We start from the raw sequence: 19061 nt of genomic DNA, 5'->3' as shown, positions 1-19061 counted from the left end.
CCCCACCGCCCGGCTGCGTACCCTCGGGGATGTACGGACCCAGCCCAAAGGAGAGCCATGAGCGAGCGACTTCAGCCCGGCGACACCGCCCCCGCCTTCACCCTCCCCGACGCGGACGGCCGACAGGTCTCGCTCGCCGACCACAAGGGCCGCAAGGTCATCGTCTACTTCTACCCCGCCGCCCTCACCCCCGGCTGCACCAAGCAGGCGTGCGACTTCACCGACAACCTCGACTTCCTCGCCGGCCACGGCTACGACGTCATCGGCATCTCCCCCGACAAGCCGGAGAAGCTCGCGAAGTTCCGCGAGCAGGAGGACCTCAAGGTGACCCTGCTCGGCGACCCCGACAAGCAGGTCCTGGAGGCGTACGGCGCCTTCGGCGAGAAGAAGCTCTACGGCAAGACGGTGACCGGCGTGATCCGCTCGACCGTCATCCTCGACGAGGACGGCAAGGTCGAACGCGCCCTCTACAACGTCAAGGCCACCGGCCACGTCGCCAAGATCATCAAGGACCTGGGGCTGTAACCGCCCCCGGCTCCCCGGCCGCCACCGCCGACGCGGACGGCAGCTCCAGCACGGCCTCGGCGCCGCCGTCCGCGGCGGCGCCGAAGTCCAGCCGGGCCCCCAGTACCTCCGCCTGGCCCGCCGCGATCGTCAGCCCCAGGCCGTGCCCGGTGCCCCGCTCCGGCGCCGCCGTACGGAACCGCCGCGGCCCCTCCGCGCACAGCTCCGCCGGATACCCCGGCCCGTGGTCCCGCACCACGATCCGGGTGCCCCGCACCACCACCTCGATCGGCGGCCGCCCGTGCTTCGCCGCGTTCGCCAGCAGGTTCACCAGCACCCGCTCCACCCGGCGCCGGTCCGTCTCCACGATCTGCGGTTCGCCCTCCACGGACACCGAGACCTCCGACACCCCGCGCTGCCGCGCCGCCCGCGTCACGATCCCGCGCACCAGCGACGGCAGCTCACAGGCGTCCACATCGGCCCGCTCCACCCCCGCGTCCAGCCGCGAGACCTCCAGCAGGTCCTCCACCAGCCGCCGCATCGCCTGCGCCCGGTCCTGCACCATCTCCACCGCACGCTGCTGCGGCAGCAGCTCCGCCGCCGCCACCAGCCCGGCCACCGGCGTCCGCAGCTCGTGCGCCACATCCGCGGTGAACTCCCGCTCCGCCTCCACCCGCGCCGCCAACGACGTCGCCATGTGATGCACACTGCGCCCCAACTCGGCCACCTCGTCCCGGCCGTGACTGGCCAGCGCGTCGGCGTCCGGCGGCTCACCCGCCGCGATCCGCCGCGCCGCCGCCGCGCTCAGCCGCAGCCGCCGCGACAACCGCTGCGAGACGAACCACGAGACCACCGCCATCAGCGCGACCGTCCCCACCCCCGCGATCAGCAGCGCCCGGTCCAGCGCCACCCGCGCCGCGTCATCGTCCGGGAACGCCGCCGACACCGACAGCGAACGCCCCGGATCGGGCCCGCCCCCACCGGCCCCGACACCCGTCGCCGCCCACACCCGCGGATCGTCGCCCCCGCTGATGTACGTCCCCGACCGGCCCTTGAACACGGCCTCCCGCAGCGGCAGCGGCAGCGTCGCGTCGTCCAGCTGCGCGCCCAGCGCCAGCGTCCCGTCCCGCTCATAGATCTGGAGCGCCGCGCTCAGCCGGTCGTCCTGATACGCCCGCGCCGACCGCTGCCGCTCCGCGTCCGCGATGTGGTGCACGGCGAAGCCCAGTACCACCACGGCCAGCGCCGTCATACACGAAATGGCCAGCGCGATCCGGCCTCGGATGCCCATCACGCGAGGTTGTACATCTCCGTCGTATCGCCCAGCGGTGTCGAACGTTCGTACGTCACCTCAAGCCCCGTGAACGCCCGCGCACCGTCGACCGTCTTCGCGCCGAAGAGCCGGAACGTCGCCGGGAACGAGGAGTCCGTCGCCACCCCCGCGGCGGTCCGCTCGACCTGCACCACGCCCTTGCCCTCCGCCTCCTGCGCGCCGTACCGCTCCCAGGTGATCGCCGTCGCCACCATCCCCGCGTCCGCACACGTCAAAGTGATCACCCGCGGTTTGATCTCCGGTTCGCCGATCCCGCACGCCCGCACACCCGGCAGTCCCGCCGACGACCGGCCCGCCGACTTCACGTCCTGCGCCGCCGACGTCTTCGGCGCCGCGTCCACCGCCGACGCCCGGTCCGTCGCCTGGCTGAACCACACCCCGCCGGCCGCCAGCGCGGTGACCACGGCGAAGGCCGCCAGCGCAGTACGCCCACGAACCCAGCGCGACCCATCGCGGTCGGTCATCACCCTCTCCTCCCGGGGCCCACACCCCGTACCCCACACCGGCGGACGCCCCCGCCGCCGCACCCCTCGAAAGAAGCCCGGCGAACCGAGAACGCGCCACCCGCGGAGAACGCTTCACCCACCTCGACGGAACGCGGTTCCGACACCCGCAACTCTCCCTTCCCCGCCACACAGGCTGATTGCCCGAACACTGCGATGACCACTCGGCTGTGTACCAGTCCTGTAACAGCCACGGCCCGCCGCCGGCGCTCCCCGCGCTCCTCCCCCATACGGCCCACGCGCGCGCGACGTATATCCCCTTATCCGGCCAGAGTGGTCTGATCCGCACTCCGCTGCGCGGGCGACCCCAGTTGATATCCGCCGTATCCGCCGTATCCGCACCGCGCCCCGGGCGCCGACCGAACGTGAGGACCGCCTCGTGCCGACCGGCAGCACCGGAGCAGCACCCGCCGGTCACCGGGACCCGGCGGCGCGCACCCGCCACCGGACGCTCCGCCGCGCCGCCGACCGCCGCAGAAACCCCCGCCTGAGGCGCACCGACATCACCGTCACCGACGAGAGAGTCGTCAGGCGGGCGGTGCAGGCCGCCGCGCTCGGCAACGCCATGGAATGGTTCGACTTCGGCATCTACAGCTACCTCGCCATCACCCTCGGCAAGGTCTTCTTCCCTGGCGGCAACGCCACCACCAGCCTCCTGTCGTCGTTCGCGACCTTCGCCGTGGCCTTCCTCGTCCGCCCCGTCGGCGGCGCCTACTTCGGTCCGCTCGGCGACCGCATCGGCCGTAAGAAGGTCCTCGCCCTCACCATGATCATGATGGCGCTCGGCACCCTGTGCATCGGCCTGATCCCGGCCCGCGCCACCATCGGCTTCTGGGCACCCGTCCTGCTGGTCCTCTGCCGCCTCGTCCAGGGCTTCTCCACCGGCGGCGAGTACGGCGGCGCCTCCACCTTCATCGCCGAATACGCCCCCGACAAAAGGCGCGGCTACTTCGGCAGCTTCCTGGAGATGGGCACCCTCATCGGCTACACCGGCGCGGCCGGTATCGTCCTCGTCCTCGACACCGCCCTGGGCCCCGACGCCATGCTGCGCTGGGGCTGGCGCCTCCCCTTCCTGGTCGCGGGCCCGCTCGGCCTGATCGGTCTCTACCTGCGGCTCAGACTCGACGAAACCCCCGCCTTCCTGCGGCTGGCGGAGTCCCGGACCCGCCGCGCCACCGGCTCCGCCGCCGACGCCGAGGCCGAGTTCGCGCACCTCTCGGCGAACGCCCCGAAGAAGAAACTCGGCGAGATCTTCACCCAGCAGTGGCCGACACTGATCCTGTGCGTCGCCCTGGTCGGCGCGTACAACATCACCGACTACATGCTGCTCTCCTACATGCCGACCTATCTGACCGACACCCTCCGGTACCGGGAGTCGCACGGTCTGCTGATCCTGCTCGGCACGATGATCGCCCTGATGTGCCTGCTCAGCAGCGTCGGCCGGCTCAACGACCGCCTCGGCCGCAAGCCCCTGCTGATGACCGGCATGCTCGGCTTCCTCCTCACCTCCGTCCCCGCCTTCCTCCTCGTCAAGCAGGGCAGCGTGCCCGCCGTCATCGGCGGTATGGCCCTGCTCGGCCTCTGCCTGGTCTGCCTCCTGGGCACGATGTCCGCGGCCCTCCCCGCCCTCTTCCCCACCAGCGTCCGCTACGGCTGCCTCGCCATCGGCTACAACCTGGCGGTCTCGCTCTTCGGCGGCACCACCCCCCTGGTCATCACCGCCCTCCTGCACGCCTTCGACAACGACGTCATGGTCCCCGCCTACTACACGATGGCCGCCGCCCTCGTCGGCATCGCGGCCGTGACCCGCATGAAGGAGACCGCCGGCCGGCCCCTCCCCGGCTCCCCGCCCTCCGTGGCCACCGAGGCGGAAGCCCTCGCGCTGGTCAACGCCCGCTCCACGGAGCGGCGAGCCTGAGCATCCCCTCGACGCGCCACCGCGGCACCCCACGCGAGGTCGCTCAACTCCCCCTCGACGTCACCGATTTCCAGCGGAGACGGTGGACTGTCCGCCCGGGACGCACACCCCGCGCGCACCGATACCTGGTGCGGCGACCGCCGGACACCGCACCGGATGTCCGATCGGCCGGGCACCCCGTGCCCCGGTTCCCCTCGGCCCGCTACCATGGCTGGCGGCTGGCGGCCGTGGCGGAATTGGCCTACGCGCAGCACTTAGGATGCTGTGGGAGAAATCCCTTGAGGGTTCGAGTCCCTCCGGCCGCACGTATGAACAGCGAGGCCCGGTCCACAGCACCGCCGTGGACCGGGCCTTCGTCGTCCGCTCAGCCCAGCAGTTCGCGGACCACCGGCGCCAGCGCCCGGAACGCCTGGCCGCGGTGGCTGATCGCGTTCTTCTCCGCCGGGGTGAGTTCGGCGCAGGTGCGGGTCTCGCCCAGGGGCTGGAGGACCGGGTCGTAGCCGAAGCCGCCGGTGCCGCTGGGGGCGTGGCGGAGGGTGCCGGTCAGTTTGCCCTCGACGACGCGCTGGGTGCCGTCGGGGAGGGCGAGCGCCGCGGCGCAGAAGAAGTGGGCGCCGCGGTGCTCCTCGTCGATGTCGGAGAGCTGGGCGAGGAGCAGGTCGAGGTTGGCGCGGTCGTCGCCGTGCCGTCCGGCCCAGCGGGCGGAGAAGATGCCGGGGGCGCCGCCGAGGACGTCGACGCAGAGGCCGGAGTCGTCGGCGACGGCCGGGTGGCCGGTGGCCTCGGCGAGGGCGTGGGCCTTCAGGAGGGCGTTCTCGGCGAAGGTGACACCGGTTTCCTTCACGTCCGGGATGTCGGGGTAGGCGTCGGCTCCGACGAGTTCCACATCGAGGCCGGCGGCCTCCAGGATGGCCCGGAGTTCGGTGATTTTGCCGGCGTTGCGGGTGGCGAGGATCAGGCGGCGGGGCGCGTGCCCGCCCGTTTGCTGCTGCATGGGGGCGATTATCCCGGTGTGCAGATCGTGCCGATCTCACCGGTCGCGTCCGTGAGGGGCGGGAGCTCGCGCCGGGGCCAGGGGCGGGGTTCGGACCTGTCCGCCGGGTGGCCCGGACCGGCCGGGGACGGCCCCGGCGGCCCGGCTCCGTCCCGTTGTTCCGGACGGGACCGGTCCGGGTCGGCGGCATCGCCGGGACGCGCCGGGCTCACCACCGCACGGCGCCGACGGCACCCACGCCGCCGCCAGCTGGGCGGCGCCGCGGGTCCCGTCGGGAGTGTCAGAGAGTGCGCGCCAGGGCCTCGCGCTGGGCGGTGCCGAGGTCGGCGCAGCCGGTGACGGCGAGGTCGAGGAGGGCGTTGAGTTCGTCGCGGGCGAAGGGCTCGGCCTCGGCGGTGCCCTGGACCTCGACGAAGCGGCCGTCGCCGGTGCAGACGACGTTCATATCGGTGTCGGCGCGGACGTCCTCCTCGTAGCAGAGGTCGAGGAGGGGGGTGCCGTCGACGATGCCGACGCTGACGGCGGCGACGGTGCCGGTGAGCGGTTTGCGGCCGTGGCGGATGAGCTTCTTGCCCTGGGCCCAGGTGATGGCGTCGGCGAGGGCGACGTAGGAGCCGGTGATGGCGGCGGTGCGGGTGCCGCCGTCGGCCTGGAGGACGTCGCAGTCGAGGACGATGGTGTTCTCGCCGAGGGCCTTGAAGTCGATGACGGCGCGGAGCGAGCGGCCGATGAGGCGGCTGATCTCGTGGGTGCGGCCGCCGATCTTGCCGCGGACGGATTCGCGGTCGCCGCGGGTGTTGGTGGAGCGGGGCAGCATCGAGTATTCGGCGGTGACCCAGCCTTCGCCGCTGCCCTTGCGCCAGCGGGGGACGCCTTCGGTGACGGAGGCGGTGCAGAAGACTCTGGTGTCGCCGAAGGAGACGAGTACGGAGCCTTCGGCGTGCTTGCTCCAGCCGCGTTCGAGGGTTACGGGGCGGAGCTGTTCGGGGGTGCGGCCGTCGATGCGAGACATGGCGCAGAGCCTATCGGGAACGGCGAGGGCCCCGTTCCGGGCGGGTGTGCGTCCGGAACGGGGCCCTCGCGGGAGTGACGGGAGGTCAGCTCACATCATGTCTTCGATCTCGGCGGCGATGGGGTCGGCGTCGGTGCCGATGACAACCTGGATGGCGTTGCCCATCTTGACGACGCCGTGGGCGCCGGCGGCCTTGAGCGCGGCGTCATCGACCAGGGAGGCGTCGACGACCTCGGTGCGCAGGCGGGTGATGCAGCCCTCGACCTCTTCGATGTTGTCGAGTCCGCCGAGCCCGGCGACGATCTTCTCAGCCTTGCTGGCCATGTCCACTCCTGCTTGTCTCGGCCGCCGGCGGTTCCGCCGAGCGGTTTCCACACCGTAACGCACGTTTAGCCCAATTATGTGGGCGTATATCCGCTACCTGGCGAATGATGGCGGTCACCCGGAGTGCGTACCGGGAGGCCGGCAACCGCACTGCAAGTGGTCTACACCATCAGTATGCGGCAAGCGCCGGATCGGTTGTGGACGGGCCGACAGCGGGGAGGAACCGGATGAGTACACAGGCAGCGGCGGCGGCACCGCGGAAGAAGTGGACGTCGGTGCTCTTCCAGGGTCTGCAGAAGATGGGGCGCAGTCTCCAGCTGCCCATCGCCGTACTGCCCGCGGCGGGCATCCTCAACCGGCTGGGCCAGCCGGATGTGTTCGGCGCGGAGGGGCTGGGCTGGACCGATGTGGCCAAGCTGTTCGCGGGCGCCGGCGGTGCGCTGCTGGATTCGGGGCTGGGGCTGCCGCTGCTGTTCTGTATCGGTGTCGCGATCGGGATGGCGAAGAAGTCGGACGGTTCGACGGCGCTGGCCGCGCTGGTCGGCTTCCTGGTGTATTACGCGGTCCTGCACCAGTTCCCCGTGGCCTGTCCGGCGGGGTCGGTGTACGCGCAGGCGGGGCTGTGGAGCGGGGTGTGCGTGTCCGGGGGCGGAACCGCGGCGCCGGCGACGTTCCAGAATCCGGGGGTCTTCGGCGGCATCGTGATGGGCTTCTTCGCCGCGTGGTGCTGGCAGCGCTTCCACCGGGTGCGGCTGGTGGACTGGCTGGGATTCTTCAACGGCCGCCGGCTGGTCCCGATCATCATGGCCTTCGTCGGTCTGGCGTTCGCCGCGCTCTGCCTGTGGGTCTGGCCGCCGGTCGGTGCCGGGCTGACGAGCTTCAGCAAGTGGCTGTCGGATCTGGGGGCGGCGGGTTCCGGCCTTTTCGGGGTGGCCAACCGCGGGCTGCTGGTGATCGGGCTGCACCAGTTCCTCAATACGTTCATGTGGTTCCAGTTCGGCGACTTCGTCAAACCGGACGGCACGGTGGTGCACGGCGATATCAACCGCTTCCTGGCGGGCGATCCGACGGCCGGCCAGTTCACCACCGGGTTCTTCCCGATCATGATGTTCGCGCTGCCGGCCGCGGCGCTGGCCATCGCGCACTGCGCCCGCCCGCACCGCCGTAAGGAGGTGACGGGGATGATGCTGTCGGTGGGTCTGACGTCGTTCGTGACCGGGATCACCGAGCCGATCGAGTACTCGTTCCTCTTCATCGCCCCGGCGCTGTATGTGATCCACGCGCTGCTGACGGGTGTGTCGATGGCGGTGAGCTGGGCGCTGGGGGTGCATGACGGTTTCAGTTTCTCGGCCGGGCTGATCGACTACGTCATCAACTGGGGGCTGGCGACGAAACCGTGGCTGCTCATCCCGATCGGGCTCTGTTTCGCGGTCGTCTATTACGTTCTTTTCCGCATCGTGATTACAAAGTTCAATCTGCCGACACCGGGCCGTGAGCCGACGGAACTGGCGGAGGAACTGGAGCGGGAGAACGTCAAGTAGGAGAACGCCGGGCGAACGAGCGCGCCGGTCCGGCGCGGAGCCCGGCGGCGCCCCGGCGGGACTTGTGTCCCCCGCGGCCGGCCCGCAGGTCCCGGGATCCGCGGGCCGGTCGTCATGTGGCGCGCAATGTGGTTCAGGCCACTGTCGAGAATGAATTCCTTTATGTCGGGGCTACGTGCTAAGAATGGTCTAAACCACTGAGTGGTGTAGACCAATAAGCGGGCCGTCCCCCTTCCGAGTGCCCGCCTCACCAGGAGGAATCCGATGAGTTCGGCCACTGCCGCCGCCAAGGCGGCCCCCGCAAAGAAGCGGGGCTCCGGCCTTTTCCAGGGCCTACAGAAGATCGGCCGCAGCCTCCAGCTGCCGATCGCCGTGCTGCCCGCCGCGGGCATCCTCAACCGGCTGGGCCAGCCGGATGTGTTCGGCAAGGACGGTCTGGGCTGGATCGACGTCAGCAAGGTCTTCGCCGCGGCCGGTGGCGCGGTCTTCGACAACCTGCCGCTGCTGTTCTGCATAGGCGTGGCCATCGGCTTCGCGAAGAAGGCCGACGGCTCCACGGCGCTCGCCGCCCTGGTCGGCTTCCTGGTCTACAGCAACGTCCTCAAGGCGTTCCCGGTCACCGAAGGCCACATCGACAGCGGCAAGTGGGTCGACCCGGTCGTCAACAACCCCGGCGTCCTCGGCGGCATCATCATGGGCCTGCTCGCCGCGGTCCTGTGGCAGCGCTACCACCGCAAGAAGCTGGTGGACTGGCTCGGCTTCTTCAACGGCCGCCGGCTCGTCCCGATCATCATGGCCTTCGTGGGCACCGCGGTCGGCGTGCTCTTCGTGCTGATCTGGGAGCCCATCGGCAACGGCATCACCCACTTCGGCGAGTGGATGACCGGTCTGGGCGCCGGCGGTGCCGGCCTCTTCGGCCTGATCAACCGCGCGCTGATCCCGATCGGCATGCACCAGTTCGTCAACACCGTCTCGTGGTTCCAGCTCGGTGACTTCACCGACGCGGCGGGCAAGGTCGTGCACGGTGACATCGGCCGCTTCTTCGCCGGTGACCCGTCCGCCGGACAGTTCATGTCGGGCTTCTTCCCGATCATGATGTTCGGTCTGCCGGCCGCCGCGCTCGCCATCGCGCACTGCGCCCGCCCCGAGCGCCGCAAGGCCGTCACGGGCATGATGGTCTCGCTCGCGCTGACCTCCTTCGTCTGCGGTATCACCGAGCCGATCGAGTTCTCGTTCATGTTCATCGCCCCGGTCCTGTACGCGGTCCACGCGGTGCTCACCGCCATCTCGATGGCGGTCACCTGGGCCCTGGGCGTGCACGACGGCTTCACCTTCTCGGCGGGCCTCATCGACTACGGCATCAACTGGTCGCTGGCCACCAAGCCATGGATGATCATCCCGATCGGTCTGGTCTTCGCGGCCATCTACTACGTGGTCTTCCGCTTCGCGATCACCAAGTTCAACCTCGCCACCCCGGGCCGCGAGCCCGCGGAAGAGGTCGAGGACCTCACCAAGGTGTAGGCGCGAACTCCCCGTACACCCGCGAAGGGGCCCGGAACCAGCTCGGTTCCGGGCCCCTTCGTCATGTCGTTGTGCCGTGTACTCTCCGCGCGCCGCCGCCCGCGCCGCGCCCGCTCAGATCTCGTACGTCGCGCCCGCCTTGGCGACCTCGACCGGCCCGTCGTAGACCTTCTGCGCGTCCCGGAGGCTGATGTCCGGATCGGTCCACGGCGGGATATGGGTCAGGACCAGGCGGCCCACACCGGCCCGCCGGGCGTGCTCGCCGGCCTCCCGGCCGTTGAGGTGCAGATCCGGGATGTCCTCCTTGCCCTGGGTGAAGGACGCCTCGCACAGGAAGAAGTCGGTGCCCCGGGCGAGGCGGTCCAGCGCGTCGCAGGTGCCGGTGTCCCCGGAGTACGTCAGCGAGCTGCCGCCGTGCTCGATGCGGAAGCCGAACGCCGTCACCGGGTGGCTGACCCGCTCCGTACGGACCGTGAACGGCCCGATGGTCAGGGTGCCGGGGGTCAGCGTGCGGAAGTCGAAGACCTCGCTCATCGCGCCGTCGTACGGCAGGTCCGCGTGCGCGGAGCTGAGCCGCGCTTCGGTGCCGGCCGGCCCGTAGACCGGCATCGGCTCGCAGCGGCCGCCGTCCGGACGGTAGTAGCGGACGACGAAATAGCCGCACAGGTCGATGCAGTGGTCGGCGTGCAGATGGGAGAGGAGGACGGCGTCCAGGTCGTAGAGACCGCAGTGGCGCTGGAGCTCGCCCAGGGCGCCGTTGCCCATGTCGAGCAGCAGCCTGAAGCCGTCGGCCTCCAGGAGGTAGCTCGAACAGGCCGATTCCATGGAAGGGAACGACCCCGAGCATCCGACGACGGTGAGCTTCATGCGGGCGTGAACCTCCGTGGGCGGGGGCGGCGGTCGGCAGGTCCATGCGGGATTTCTCGGCGGTCCTTGCCGGGCCTGCGCCGGGTCCTTGGTGGCCTTTGCGGTGCCCCCGAGCGTAAGGCGCCGAAGGGCCGGTGGCTCCTCCGGCGGGGCGAGCTGTGGGCGGAATCACCAGTCCGGGTGGGCCGGTACCGGCCGCCGTCCCGCTGTGCCGCACCCGCGGCCGGCCGGTACCGTCGCGGGAGCGGGATCGTGGAGGGAGCCGGGTGTGGACACCTCGGTGTGGCTGGGTGTGGTGGCCGTCGTCGCGTTGGCGCTGGTCGCGACGGTGGTCGACGGCCGCGGCCGGAGCCGCCGGGTCCGCGGCGGGGCGGACCCCGGGGCCGCGGACGGCCGGACCGGGCCGCGGCCGGGCGAGATCTGGTGGGCGCGGCTGCCGTACGAGGACCCGGCGGGGCGCGGCGCATCCCGGGAGGAGCGCTGTCTGGTGCTGTCGGTGCGCGGCGAGTGCGTCCTCGTCGCCGGGATCACCGACCGGTCCGGCGACGCACGGCCGGGGCTGATCCCGCTGCCCGCGGGGTCGCTGGGCGACGACCGGGGCGAGCCGGGTTTTCTGGCGCCGGACGAGCTGCGGCGGATCGCGGTGTCCGGCTTCCGCCGCCGTGCCGGGGCCGCCCGTCAGGCCCAGAGCTGGCCGCGCAGGGTGGCGATGGCGGCCTCGGTGGATTCGGCGGTGTAGACGCCGGTGGAGAGGTACTTCCAGCCGCCGTCGGCGACGACGAAGACGATGTCGGCGCGCTGCCCGGCGCGTACCGCCTTCCTGCCCACGCCGATCGCCGCGTGCAGGGCGGCGCCGGTGGAGATGCCCGCGAAGATGCCTTCCTCGGCGAGGAGTTCGCGGGTGCGGCGGACCGCGTCCTCGGAGCCGACCGAGAAGCGGGTGGTGAGCACGGACTCGTCGTACAGCTCGGGAATGAAGCCCTCGTCGAGGTTGCGCAGGCCGTAGACGACGTCGTCGTAGCGGGGTTCGGCGGCGACGATCTGGACGCCGGGGACCTGTTCGCGCAGGTAGCGGCCGACGCCCATGAGGGTGCCCGTGGTGCCGAGACCGGCCACGAAGTGGGTGATGGAGGGCAGGTCGGAGAGGATCTCGGGGCCGGTGGTGGCGTAGTGCGCGCCCGCGTTGTCGGGGTTGCCGTACTGGTAGAGCATGACCCAGTCGGGGTGCTCGGCGGCGAGCTCCTTGGCGACCCGGACGGCGGTGTTGGAGCCGCCGGCCGCGGGCGAGGAGATGATCTCCGCGCCCCACATGGTGAGCAGTTCCCGCCGCTCCGACGAGGTGTTCTCGGGCATCACGCACACGATGCGGTAGCCCTTGAGCCGGGCCGCCATGGCGAGCGAGATGCCGGTGTTGCCGCTGGTCGGTTCGAGGATGGTGCAGCCGGGGGTGAGCCGGCCGTCCTTCTCCGCCTGCTCGATCATGTGCAGCGCGGGGCGGTCCTTGACCGAGCCCGTGGGGTTGCGGTCCTCCAGCTTGGCCCAGATGCGGACCTCCTCGGAGGGCGACAGCCGCGGCAGCCGGACCAGGGGCGTGTTGCCGACCGCCGCGAGCGGAGAGTCGTACCGCATCTCAGGCCATTCCCCCGGCCCGCCGCCCGGAGCCGCCCGCGACGGCCGGCAGGATGGTGATGCTGTCGCCGTCGGCGAGCTTGGTGGAGATGCCGTCCAGGAAGCGCACGTCCTCGTCGTTGAGGTAGACGTTCACGAAGCGGCGCAGCTGGTCGCCGTCGACGAGGCGTTCGCGGATGCCGGTGTGCCGGCTCTCCAGGTCGGTGAAGAGCTCGGCGAGGGTCTCCCCGCTGCCCTCGACGGCCTTCCGGCCGTCGGTGTAGGTGCGCAGGATGGTCGGGATTCGGACCTCGATGGCCATGGGGGTGCTCCTGTGGGAGTGCGGGTGGCGGGTGCCGTACGTGCCGGGTGCCCGGCGGCCGAGCGGTGCGGGTGCGTCGGGTGGTGCGGCTGCTGCGGAGAGGTGTGCGGCCGACGGGTACCGGCTGACGCGGCGGTCAGGCGGCGGCGCGGCGCGGACAGATGGCGCTGGAGAGGCGGCACAGGTCGATGTGCAGCCGGGCACTTCCGCAGCCGAACGCGCCCAGCAGGGCGGATGCGGATCGACGCGCGGCGAGCCGGGCGTACGGCAGCGTGCCCCGCCTCTTCTCGCTCACGTCGTGGTCAACCATGCCGTCATCGTATCGATTCCCGGTTCGGGTACGGGAAGCTCATCCCATGATGTGGACGGCCGATGTACACCAGGTGGGACGGGGTCCGGACGGCCGGCCGCGCGGTGCCGGGGGCGTACGGGAATGCGCAGGCCACGGCGCGGGGGCCGGCCCGTCGGACCGGCCCCCGTCACGGCAGGTCAGGCGTACGCCGCCACGACCTCGACCGCTTCCTCGGTGACCTCGCCCGCCACGATGCGGAACGAGCGGAACTGGAAGGGGCCGGCGTCGTCGGTGTCGGCGGTGGAGACCAGGACGTAGTGCGCGCCGGGTTCGTTCGCGTACGAGATGTCGGTGCGGGAGGGGTACGCCTCGGTGGCGGTGTGCGAGTGGTAGACGATCACCGGCTCCTCGTCCCGGTCGTCCATCTCCCGGTAGAGCTTGAGCAGATCGGCGGAGTCGAACTCGTAGAACGTGGGTGAGCGGGCGGCGTTCAGCATCGGGATGAAGCGCTCGGGGCGGTCGCCTCCGGCCGGGCCCGCGACCACGCCGCACGCCTCGTCGGGGTGATCCTGGCGGGCGTGCTCGACGATCTGGTCGTACAGAACCTTGGTAAGCGTCAGCATGCGGCCCAGAATAGCCAGCGGGCCCGTACATACCAGGGGCTGGTACGTACGGGCCCGAATGCTGGACAGCTGGGCTCGATCAGCGCTGCGCGCCGCCGTCCTTGCCGGTCTTGCCGGGGGTCTCGCCGGTCCCTGCGGAGGCGCCCGCGGCGCCGGCCGGGGCCGACAGCGCGGCCTCGTTCCGCCGCTTGATGCTCAGGTAGCCGACGGCCAGGATGATCGCCCACACCGGAGCGGCGTAGAGCGAGATCCGGGCGGTGGGGTCGACGCCCATCATCACGATCACCATGGCGATGAAGGCCAGCGCGAAGATCGAGGTGTAGGGGCTGCCGGGGGCGCGGAACTCGGACTGCGGCAGCAGACCGCGGTTGGCCTTGGCCCGGTAGCGCAGCTGCGAGAGGAGGATGACGATCCAGGCCCACATACCGGAGATGGTCGCGAAGGAGACGACGTAGTTGAACGCCTCGCCGGGCCACTGGTAGTTGATCCAGACGCCGGCCAGCATCATCGCGACCGAGACGCCGGTGCCCCAGGTGGGCAGGCCGTTCTTGCTGAGCCGGGTGAAGAACTTCGGGCCCTGTCCGTTGAGCGCGAGGTCGCGCAGCATACGGCCGGTGGAGTACATCCCGGAGTTGGCCGAGGAGAGCGCGGCGGTCAGCACGACGAAGTTGACGATGCCCGCACCGGCCGGCAGTCCGATCTTCTGGAAGGCGGCGACGAACGGGCTGACGCCTTCGTGGAAGTTGGTCCAGCTGACGACGGAGAGAATGATGATGAGCGCGCCGATGTAGAAGAGGCCGATGCGCCACGGGACGGTGTTGATGGCCTTGGGCAGGACCTTCTTCGGATTGGTCGCCTCGCCCGCGGTGACGCCGACGAGTTCGACGGCGAGGAAGGCGAACATCACGATCTGGAGCGTCATCAGCGTGCCGCCGATACCGCGGGGGAAGAATCCGCCGTCGGACCAGAGCAGGGAGAAGGAGGCGGTGTCACCGGCGTCGGAGAAACCGAGGGTGATCACGCCGAGGCCGATGAGGATCATGCCGATGATCGCGGTGACCTTGACCATCGAGAACCAGAATTCCAGCTCACCGAAGATCTTGACGGAGATCAGGTTGATTCCGAAGAGCGCGACGGTGAAGACAAGTGCCGCGGCCCATTGGGGTATGTGGTTGTTCCAGTACTGCACATAGGTGGCCGCCGCGGTTACTTCGGTGATACCGGTGACGACCCAGAACAGCCAGTAGGTCCAGCCGGTCACAAAGCCTATGAAGGGGCCGAGGAATTCACGGCCGTACTCCGCGAACGAGCCGGAAACGGGCCGGTACAGGAGCAGTTCGCCCAGGGCCCGCATGATGAAGAAGATGACCAGACCGACGATGGCGTAGGCCACGATAATGCTCGGCCCGGCCTTCTCGATCGCCTTGCCCGCCCCGAGGAAAAGACCTGTGCCGATGGCGCCGCCAATGGCGATCATCTGGATCTGGCGGTTTCCCAGACCCCGCTGGTAGCCCTCTTCGGGGGCCTGGCCAGCGGCCTCGCTGCCGTCGTGCTCCTTGTCGACCTGCACTGAGGTCATGAATGGTGCGCCTTTCTCCATAGCGACCCGGTCTGTCCGGATCGGGTTCCGATCCCCCCGGATGGAGTTCGTGCACGCCGACGGTCGGTCGGCTCAGCGCTCCCGCGGCAACAGGGGTGGCGTCACTCGCGGCAGGTCGTGAACTTTTATCACGGCCCCTCCGAGATCGACTGGGGAAATCGTGAGGCAGGCCACATAAAAAACGGGACAATCACCGCACTCGTCCGCAAGACACACGGGTGCGGTGATGGGATCGTTATCCGGATTTGAGCCTCCGCTGAGCGAACGGCTCTGGATGATATGCCCCGATTTCGGGACACCGGCCTATCAGCGTACCGGTGTCCCGAAGATGCGTTGAATCAGCCGATGCGTGATTCTCACCGCATCAGCGATTCGACGAGGGTTTCCTGCAGGCCGCCGAGCCAGAGATAGGCCATGACCATCGGCTTGCGCGGGTCGGTGTCGGGCAGCCGCAGCAGTTCGCCGCCATCGTCCTCGTCGGTGACCTCCAGCCGGGTGCCGATGGCCAGCCGCAGATCGTTGAGGGCACCGAGCCACTGCCGGCACTCGTCGGGCGTCAGGCGCAGCACCGCGCCGCCGTCGCCGCCGGGCGTCAGCGCGTCCAGCGCCCGGACCAGCGCGAGGGCGTCATCGCGTTTGCGGGAGCGCAGATCGTTCTCGGTGTAGCGGCGGAACTCGGCGGCGGCGGCGCGTACGTCGTCGTCGGGGACGAGGTCGGGGCCGCCGTAGGCGTCGGGGAAGAGGCGGGCCAGGACCGGGTCGGCGGGCGGTTCACTGGGGCCGTCGTTGAAGATCGAGGCGAGCAGGTCGTCGGTCCCGGCGGGCTCCTCCCCCGGGCCGATCAGTTCCAGGAGCTGCACGGCGAGGCTGCGCAGGATGGAGATCTCGACGTCGTCGAGGGGGGCGGCGGCACCGCCGCCGGGCAGCGGTTCGAAGTGGCCGGCCATCAGCGGTCCTGCTGAAGGGTCGCCCACAGGCCGTAGCCGTGCATGGCCTGCACGTCGCGCTCCATTTCCTCGCGGCTGCCGCTGGAGACGACCGCGCGGCCCTTGTGATGGACGTCGAGCATGAGCTGGTGCGCCTTGTCCTTGGAGTAGCCGAAGTACGACTGGAAGACGTACGAGACGTAGCTCATGAGGTTAACGGGGTCGTTGTGGACGATCGTGACCCACGGGACGTCGGGCGCGGGGACGGCGAAGGGCGCCTCGCTCGACTGGGGCCGCTCGATCTCCACCGGGACGCTGAGCGCGCAGCGCGCCGTCCGGACGGCGTCGGCGGTGGACGCACGGACGCCGAGGGTGCAGCGGTGCGGCCGGAGGATGATCATGGGTGACGGGTGGGCGCTCACACGCCCCATGCTGCCACCCGGGGGCGGGCGACGCACAAACGGCCCGCGCCCGGTCGCGTCGGCGCGGGCGCGCGGACCCCGCTCCGGGTGCCCCCGGGGCCGCTCGAACAGGAAATCGTCAGAGTGACGAGTATTGGGGGTAGCATCACTTCCTGTCGCACCTCCCGGGATGTCCCCGGACCGATCCGGTGCCCGGTGCGGCATGCGTGGAGCGAATTGCGAGGTATGCCGAAGTGAACGTTGCAGACTTGGGGCTGCCGGTGGCCGTGCCGTCGACCGCGCTCTTCACCGATCAGTACGAACTCACCATGCTCCAGGCCGCGTTGCGGTCCGGGACCGCGGAGCGGCGGTCGGTCTTCGAGGTCTTCACCCGCCGGCTGCCCGAGGGCCGCCGCTACGGCGTGGTCGCCGGTACCGGCCGGGTGCTGGACGCCGTGGAGAACTTCCGCTTCGACGCGACGATCCTCGGCTTCCTGCGCGAGCGCGGCATCCTGGACGAGCCGACGCTCGAATGGCTGGGCGACTACCGCTTCACCGGTGACATCTGGGGCTATCCGGAGGGCGAGGTCTACTTCCCCGGTTCGCCGGTCATGCGCATCGAGGGCACGTTCGCCGAGGCCGTGGTGCTGGAGACGGTGATCCTCTCGATCCTCAACCACGACTCCGCGGTGGCCGCGGCCGCCTCCCGGATGGCGGTGGCGGCCGGCGACCGGCCGCTGATGGAGATGGGTGCCCGCCGCACCCACGAGCTGGCGGCGGTCGCCGCGGCCCGCTCCGCGTACGTCGGCGGTTTCCACACCACGTCCGACCTGGCGGCCGGCTTCCGCTACAACATCCCCACCGTCGGCACCAGCGCGCACGCCTTCACCCTGCTGCACGACAGCGAGCGGGACGCCTTCACCGCCCAGGTCGACACCCTCGGCAGCGGCACGACGCTGCTGGTGGACACCTTCGACGTGGCCGAGGCGGTCCGTACCGCGGTGGAGGTGGCGGGCCCCGGCCTCGGCGCGGTCCGGATCGACTCCGGGGACCTGTTGCTGATCGCCCACCGGGTGCGCCAGCAGCTGGACGAGCTGGGCGCCCGGCAGACCAAGATCGTGGTCACCAGCGATCTGGACGAGTACGCCATCGCCTCGCTCGCCGCCGCGCCGGTGGACGCGTACGGCGTCGGCACCCAGCTGGTCACCGGCAGCGGGCACCCGACCTGCTCGATGGTCTACAAGCTGGTCGCCCGCGCCGACGGCGACGAGCCGGGCGCCCCACTGCGGCCGGTCGCGAAGAAGTCGATGGGCGCCAAGTCCTCGGTCGGCGGCCGCAAGTGGGCCGCCCGGCGGCTGGACGCGGACGGCGTCGCGGAGGCCGAGGTCGTCGGGACCGGGCCGGTGCCGGCCGAGCTGGCCGACCGGCAGCTGCTGGTGCCGCTGGTGCGCGCGGGCGAGGTGGTGGGCCGCGAGCCGCTGGACGCCGCCCGCGACCGGCACATCACCGCCCGCGCCGGGCTGCCGCTGTCGGCGACCCAGCTCTCCCGCGGCGAGGCCGTACTGCCGACCGAGTACCGGTGATCCGGACCCTCTGAATCCCACCCGCCCGCGGGTGCGGTGGCCCGTTGCCGGGAAGGGCGCGGGCCACCGCTCGCGCGGCAACCGGACAGCAACTACCTTCGGTTACACCACCGCGCGGCCCTCCCCCGCGCCCCTCCGCTTCCCGACCGCTCCCCCGCCCCCGGTCCCCAGCCCGATTCCCGGCCGAAAGGCACACACCATGCACCGGACACTGATCGTCGTCGATGTGCAGAACGACTTCTGCGAGGGCGGCAGCCTCGCGGTGGCCGGCGGGGCCGATATCGCCGCGGCCATCACCGATCTGGTGGGCCAGGCGGCCGGCGACGGCTACCGCCATGTGGTGGCCACCCGCGACTACCACATCGATCCGGGCGACCACTTCTCCGACCATCCCGACTACGAGAACTCCTGGCCGGTGCATTGCGTGGTGGGCACCGAGGGCAGCGGCTTCCACCCGAACTTCGCCCCGGCCATCGCCTCCGGCGCGGTCGACGCGGTCTTCGACAAGGGCGCCTACACCGCCGCGTACAGCGGCTTCGAGGGGGCGGACGAGAACGGCACCCCGCTCGTGGACTGGCTGCGCGAGCACGGGGTCACCGAGGTCGACGTGGTCGGTATCGCCACCGACCACTGCGTACGCGCCACGGCGCTGGACGCGCTGCACGCCGGTCTGGACACCCGCGTCCTGCTGGACCTGACCGCGGGGGTCGCCGCGCACACCACCGAGCGGGCGCTGGCCGAGCTACGGGCGGCGGGCGCCGAGCTGACCGGCGTACCGGTGGTCGCCGGCCGCTGACGGGGCCGGGCCGGCGCTCAGGCGGGCGCCGGGGGCCGCAGCAGGGTCCGTATCGGGTGCCAGGACTCGGTGTCGTCCTCGGGGGTCTCGCGCCAGACCAGGCCGTCGGGGTGGTGCAGGACGGCCGTGATCTCGTCCGGGGTCGGCGGTTCGGTGTTGCCGCGCAGGTAGACGGCCCGCAGCCCGAGGTTGCGCAGCCTGGTCAGGGCGCGCTGGCGGTTCACGGCGTGGACCAGGACCCGGACCCGGCAGCGGCTGTCGTGGGGCGTGGGGAGCGGTCCGGCGCCGGGCCTGGGCAGCGAGAGGGCGACCACCACACTTCCGCCGGGAAGCTTGATGAAGCCGCCACCGGTCATCGTCATATCTCCCCCGTGAGAATCTGCGTCAACAAGG

General features: G+C 70.8%; 21 protein-coding genes and 1 tRNA gene. 8 read left to right on the top strand and 14 right to left on the bottom strand.

Annotated features, from left to right (window positions below; all coding sequences use genetic code 11):
• Window positions 1-57: 57 nt before the first annotated feature.
• Window positions 58-525: a thioredoxin-dependent thiol peroxidase gene (gene bcp / locus IH09_RS19505; protein WP_052857945.1), complete on the top strand. Its 468-nt coding sequence runs from the start codon at window positions 58-60 to the stop codon at window positions 523-525.
• On the opposite strand, the gene IH09_RS19500 is transcribed toward bcp, so the two are convergent.
• Both IH09_RS19500 and IH09_RS19495 read right to left on the bottom strand, forming a co-directional pair.
• Window positions 506-1795, bottom strand: coding sequence for a sensor histidine kinase (locus IH09_RS19500; protein ID WP_052857943.1), 1290 nt, complete (start codon window positions 1793-1795; stop codon window positions 506-508). The genes bcp and IH09_RS19500 overlap by 20 nt on opposite strands.
• A complete protein-coding gene (locus IH09_RS19495) occupies window positions 1795-2301 on the bottom strand; it encodes a hypothetical protein (RefSeq protein WP_052857940.1) in 507 nt (168 codons plus the stop codon). The genes IH09_RS19500 and IH09_RS19495 overlap by 1 nt, the downstream gene beginning before the upstream one ends.
• A 418-nt stretch (window positions 2302-2719) precedes the next feature.
• On the opposite strand from IH09_RS19495, the gene IH09_RS19490 reads away from it, so the two are divergent.
• Together IH09_RS19490 and IH09_RS19485 are read left to right on the top strand one after the other, a co-directional pair.
• Window positions 2720-4258 carry an MFS transporter gene (locus IH09_RS19490; RefSeq protein ID WP_052857937.1) on the top strand — a complete coding sequence of 513 codons (1539 nt, stop codon included), beginning with the start codon at window positions 2720-2722 and terminating at the stop codon, window positions 4256-4258.
• A gap of 221 nt (window positions 4259-4479) precedes the next feature.
• Window positions 4480-4563 (top strand) — tRNA-Leu (locus tag IH09_RS19485).
• Between the two features lie 59 nt (window positions 4564-4622).
• Here IH09_RS19485 and rdgB read toward each other — a convergent pair.
• The 3 genes from rdgB to IH09_RS19470 form a co-directional block, all read right to left on the bottom strand.
• Window positions 4623-5252, bottom strand: a complete 630-nt coding sequence (gene rdgB, locus IH09_RS19480; protein ID WP_052857934.1) for an RdgB/HAM1 family non-canonical purine NTP pyrophosphatase — start codon at window positions 5250-5252, stop codon at window positions 4623-4625.
• Window positions 5253-5532: 280 nt separating this feature from the next.
• Window positions 5533-6264, bottom strand: a complete 732-nt coding sequence (gene rph / locus IH09_RS19475) for a ribonuclease PH (RefSeq protein ID WP_052857931.1) — start codon at window positions 6262-6264, stop codon at window positions 5533-5535.
• Window positions 6265-6354: 90 nt separating this feature from the next.
• Window positions 6355-6594: a PTS glucose/sucrose transporter subunit IIB gene (locus tag IH09_RS19470; RefSeq protein ID WP_278192690.1), complete on the bottom strand. Its 240-nt coding sequence runs from the start codon at window positions 6592-6594 to the stop codon at window positions 6355-6357.
• A gap of 221 nt (window positions 6595-6815) precedes the next feature.
• Here IH09_RS19470 and IH09_RS19465 point away from each other — a divergent pair, with 221 nt between their 5' ends.
• On the top strand, window positions 6816-8129 hold the full coding sequence (locus tag IH09_RS19465; RefSeq protein WP_052857926.1) for a PTS transporter subunit EIIC: 1314 nt from the start codon (window positions 6816-6818) through the stop codon (window positions 8127-8129).
• 264 nt (window positions 8130-8393) lie between these two features.
• On the top strand, window positions 8394-9650 hold the full coding sequence (locus IH09_RS19460) for a PTS transporter subunit EIIC (protein ID WP_052857925.1): 1257 nt from the start codon (window positions 8394-8396) through the stop codon (window positions 9648-9650).
• 114 nt (window positions 9651-9764) lie between these two features.
• Here the strand turns inward: IH09_RS19460 and IH09_RS19455 are convergent, their stop codons facing one another.
• Entirely contained in the window at window positions 9765-10517 is a 753-nt protein-coding gene (locus IH09_RS19455; protein ID WP_052857922.1) for an MBL fold metallo-hydrolase, read from the bottom strand.
• Window positions 10518-10785: 268 nt separating this feature from the next.
• Between IH09_RS19455 and IH09_RS19450 the strand changes: the two genes are divergently transcribed.
• Window positions 10786-11256, top strand: coding sequence for a type II toxin-antitoxin system PemK/MazF family toxin (locus tag IH09_RS19450; protein WP_318279489.1), 471 nt, complete (start codon window positions 10786-10788; stop codon window positions 11254-11256).
• Here IH09_RS19450 and IH09_RS19445 read toward each other — a convergent pair.
• From IH09_RS19445 to clpS, 7 genes are all read right to left on the bottom strand, one after another.
• Complete coding sequence (locus IH09_RS19445; protein ID WP_052857919.1) at window positions 11196-12146, bottom strand: PLP-dependent cysteine synthase family protein; 951 nt, start codon at window positions 12144-12146, stop codon at window positions 11196-11198. The two genes, IH09_RS19450 and IH09_RS19445, sit on opposite strands and share 61 nt — an antisense overlap.
• 1 nt (window position 12147) lies before the next feature.
• Window positions 12148-12447: a MoaD/ThiS family protein gene (locus IH09_RS19440; RefSeq protein ID WP_052857916.1), complete on the bottom strand. Its 300-nt coding sequence runs from the start codon at window positions 12445-12447 to the stop codon at window positions 12148-12150.
• A 136-nt stretch (window positions 12448-12583) separates the two neighbouring features.
• Complete coding sequence (locus IH09_RS39155) at window positions 12584-12757, bottom strand: putative leader peptide (protein ID WP_172451164.1); 174 nt, start codon at window positions 12755-12757, stop codon at window positions 12584-12586.
• 179 nt (window positions 12758-12936) lie between these two features.
• Complete coding sequence (locus tag IH09_RS19435; RefSeq protein WP_052857911.1) at window positions 12937-13362, bottom strand: Mov34/MPN/PAD-1 family protein; 426 nt, start codon at window positions 13360-13362, stop codon at window positions 12937-12939.
• A 79-nt stretch (window positions 13363-13441) separates the two neighbouring features.
• On the bottom strand, window positions 13442-14941 hold the full coding sequence (locus IH09_RS19430; RefSeq protein ID WP_052857906.1) for an amino acid permease: 1500 nt from the start codon (window positions 14939-14941) through the stop codon (window positions 13442-13444).
• Between the two features lie 377 nt (window positions 14942-15318).
• Window positions 15319-15909: a DUF2017 domain-containing protein gene (locus IH09_RS19425; protein WP_052857903.1), complete on the bottom strand. Its 591-nt coding sequence runs from the start codon at window positions 15907-15909 to the stop codon at window positions 15319-15321.
• Window positions 15909-16196: an ATP-dependent Clp protease adapter ClpS gene (gene clpS, locus IH09_RS19420; RefSeq protein ID WP_052858022.1), complete on the bottom strand. Its 288-nt coding sequence runs from the start codon at window positions 16194-16196 to the stop codon at window positions 15909-15911. The genes IH09_RS19425 and clpS overlap by 1 nt, the downstream gene beginning before the upstream one ends.
• A 347-nt stretch (window positions 16197-16543) precedes the next feature.
• Between clpS and IH09_RS19415 the strand changes: the two genes are divergently transcribed.
• The gene (locus IH09_RS19415; RefSeq protein WP_052857899.1) at window positions 16544-17872 is read left to right on the top strand and encodes a nicotinate phosphoribosyltransferase; all 1329 of its coding nucleotides are present in this window, start codon (window positions 16544-16546) and stop codon (window positions 17870-17872) included.
• Between the two features lie 199 nt (window positions 17873-18071).
• Window positions 18072-18668 (top strand): isochorismatase family protein, encoded by a 597-nt coding sequence (locus IH09_RS19410; protein WP_052857893.1) that lies wholly within the window; start codon window positions 18072-18074, stop codon window positions 18666-18668.
• Window positions 18669-18685: 17 nt separating this feature from the next.
• Here IH09_RS19410 and IH09_RS19405 read toward each other — a convergent pair whose 3' ends face one another.
• On the bottom strand, window positions 18686-19024 hold the full coding sequence (locus IH09_RS19405; protein ID WP_052858021.1) for a hypothetical protein: 339 nt from the start codon (window positions 19022-19024) through the stop codon (window positions 18686-18688).
• Window positions 19025-19061 lie beyond the last annotated feature (37 nt).

Source organism: Streptomyces celluloflavus, assembly GCA_000720995.1.
In the GTDB taxonomy this organism is placed as follows: Bacteria; Actinomycetota; Actinomycetes; order Streptomycetales; family Streptomycetaceae; genus Streptomyces; species Streptomyces celluloflavus.
This window is presented reverse-complemented; position numbering and strand designations above follow the sequence as displayed.

Excerpts from the sequence above, each read along its gene's own strand:
- bcp (WP_052857945.1), top strand. The coding sequence starts at position 58 with ATGAGCGAGCGACTTCAGCCCGGCGACACCGCCCCCGCCTTCACCCTC.
- IH09_RS19500 (WP_052857943.1), bottom strand. The coding sequence starts at position 1,795 with ATGGGCATCCGAGGCCGGATCGCGCTGGCCATTTCGTGTATGACGGCG.
- IH09_RS19495 (WP_052857940.1), bottom strand. The coding sequence starts at position 2,301 with ATGACCGACCGCGATGGGTCGCGCTGGGTTCGTGGGCGTACTGCGCTG.
- rdgB (WP_052857934.1), bottom strand. The coding sequence starts at position 5,252 with ATGCAGCAGCAAACGGGCGGGCACGCGCCCCGCCGCCTGATCCTCGCC.
- rph (WP_052857931.1), bottom strand. The coding sequence starts at position 6,264 with ATGTCTCGCATCGACGGCCGCACCCCCGAACAGCTCCGCCCCGTAACC.
- IH09_RS19465 (WP_052857926.1), top strand. The coding sequence starts at position 6,816 with ATGAGTACACAGGCAGCGGCGGCGGCACCGCGGAAGAAGTGGACGTCG.
- IH09_RS19460 (WP_052857925.1), top strand. The coding sequence starts at position 8,394 with ATGAGTTCGGCCACTGCCGCCGCCAAGGCGGCCCCCGCAAAGAAGCGG.
- IH09_RS19455 (WP_052857922.1), bottom strand. The coding sequence starts at position 10,517 with ATGAAGCTCACCGTCGTCGGATGCTCGGGGTCGTTCCCTTCCATGGAA.
- IH09_RS19445 (WP_052857919.1), bottom strand. The coding sequence starts at position 12,146 with ATGCGGTACGACTCTCCGCTCGCGGCGGTCGGCAACACGCCCCTGGTC.
- IH09_RS19440 (WP_052857916.1), bottom strand. The coding sequence starts at position 12,447 with ATGGCCATCGAGGTCCGAATCCCGACCATCCTGCGCACCTACACCGAC.
- IH09_RS39155 (WP_172451164.1), bottom strand. The coding sequence starts at position 12,757 with ATGGTTGACCACGACGTGAGCGAGAAGAGGCGGGGCACGCTGCCGTAC.
- IH09_RS19435 (WP_052857911.1), bottom strand. The coding sequence starts at position 13,362 with ATGCTGACGCTTACCAAGGTTCTGTACGACCAGATCGTCGAGCACGCC.
- IH09_RS19430 (WP_052857906.1), bottom strand. The coding sequence starts at position 14,941 with ATGACCTCAGTGCAGGTCGACAAGGAGCACGACGGCAGCGAGGCCGCT.
- IH09_RS19425 (WP_052857903.1), bottom strand. The coding sequence starts at position 15,909 with ATGGCCGGCCACTTCGAACCGCTGCCCGGCGGCGGTGCCGCCGCCCCC.
- IH09_RS19410 (WP_052857893.1), top strand. The coding sequence starts at position 18,072 with ATGCACCGGACACTGATCGTCGTCGATGTGCAGAACGACTTCTGCGAG.
- IH09_RS19405 (WP_052858021.1), bottom strand. The coding sequence starts at position 19,024 with ATGACCGGTGGCGGCTTCATCAAGCTTCCCGGCGGAAGTGTGGTGGTC.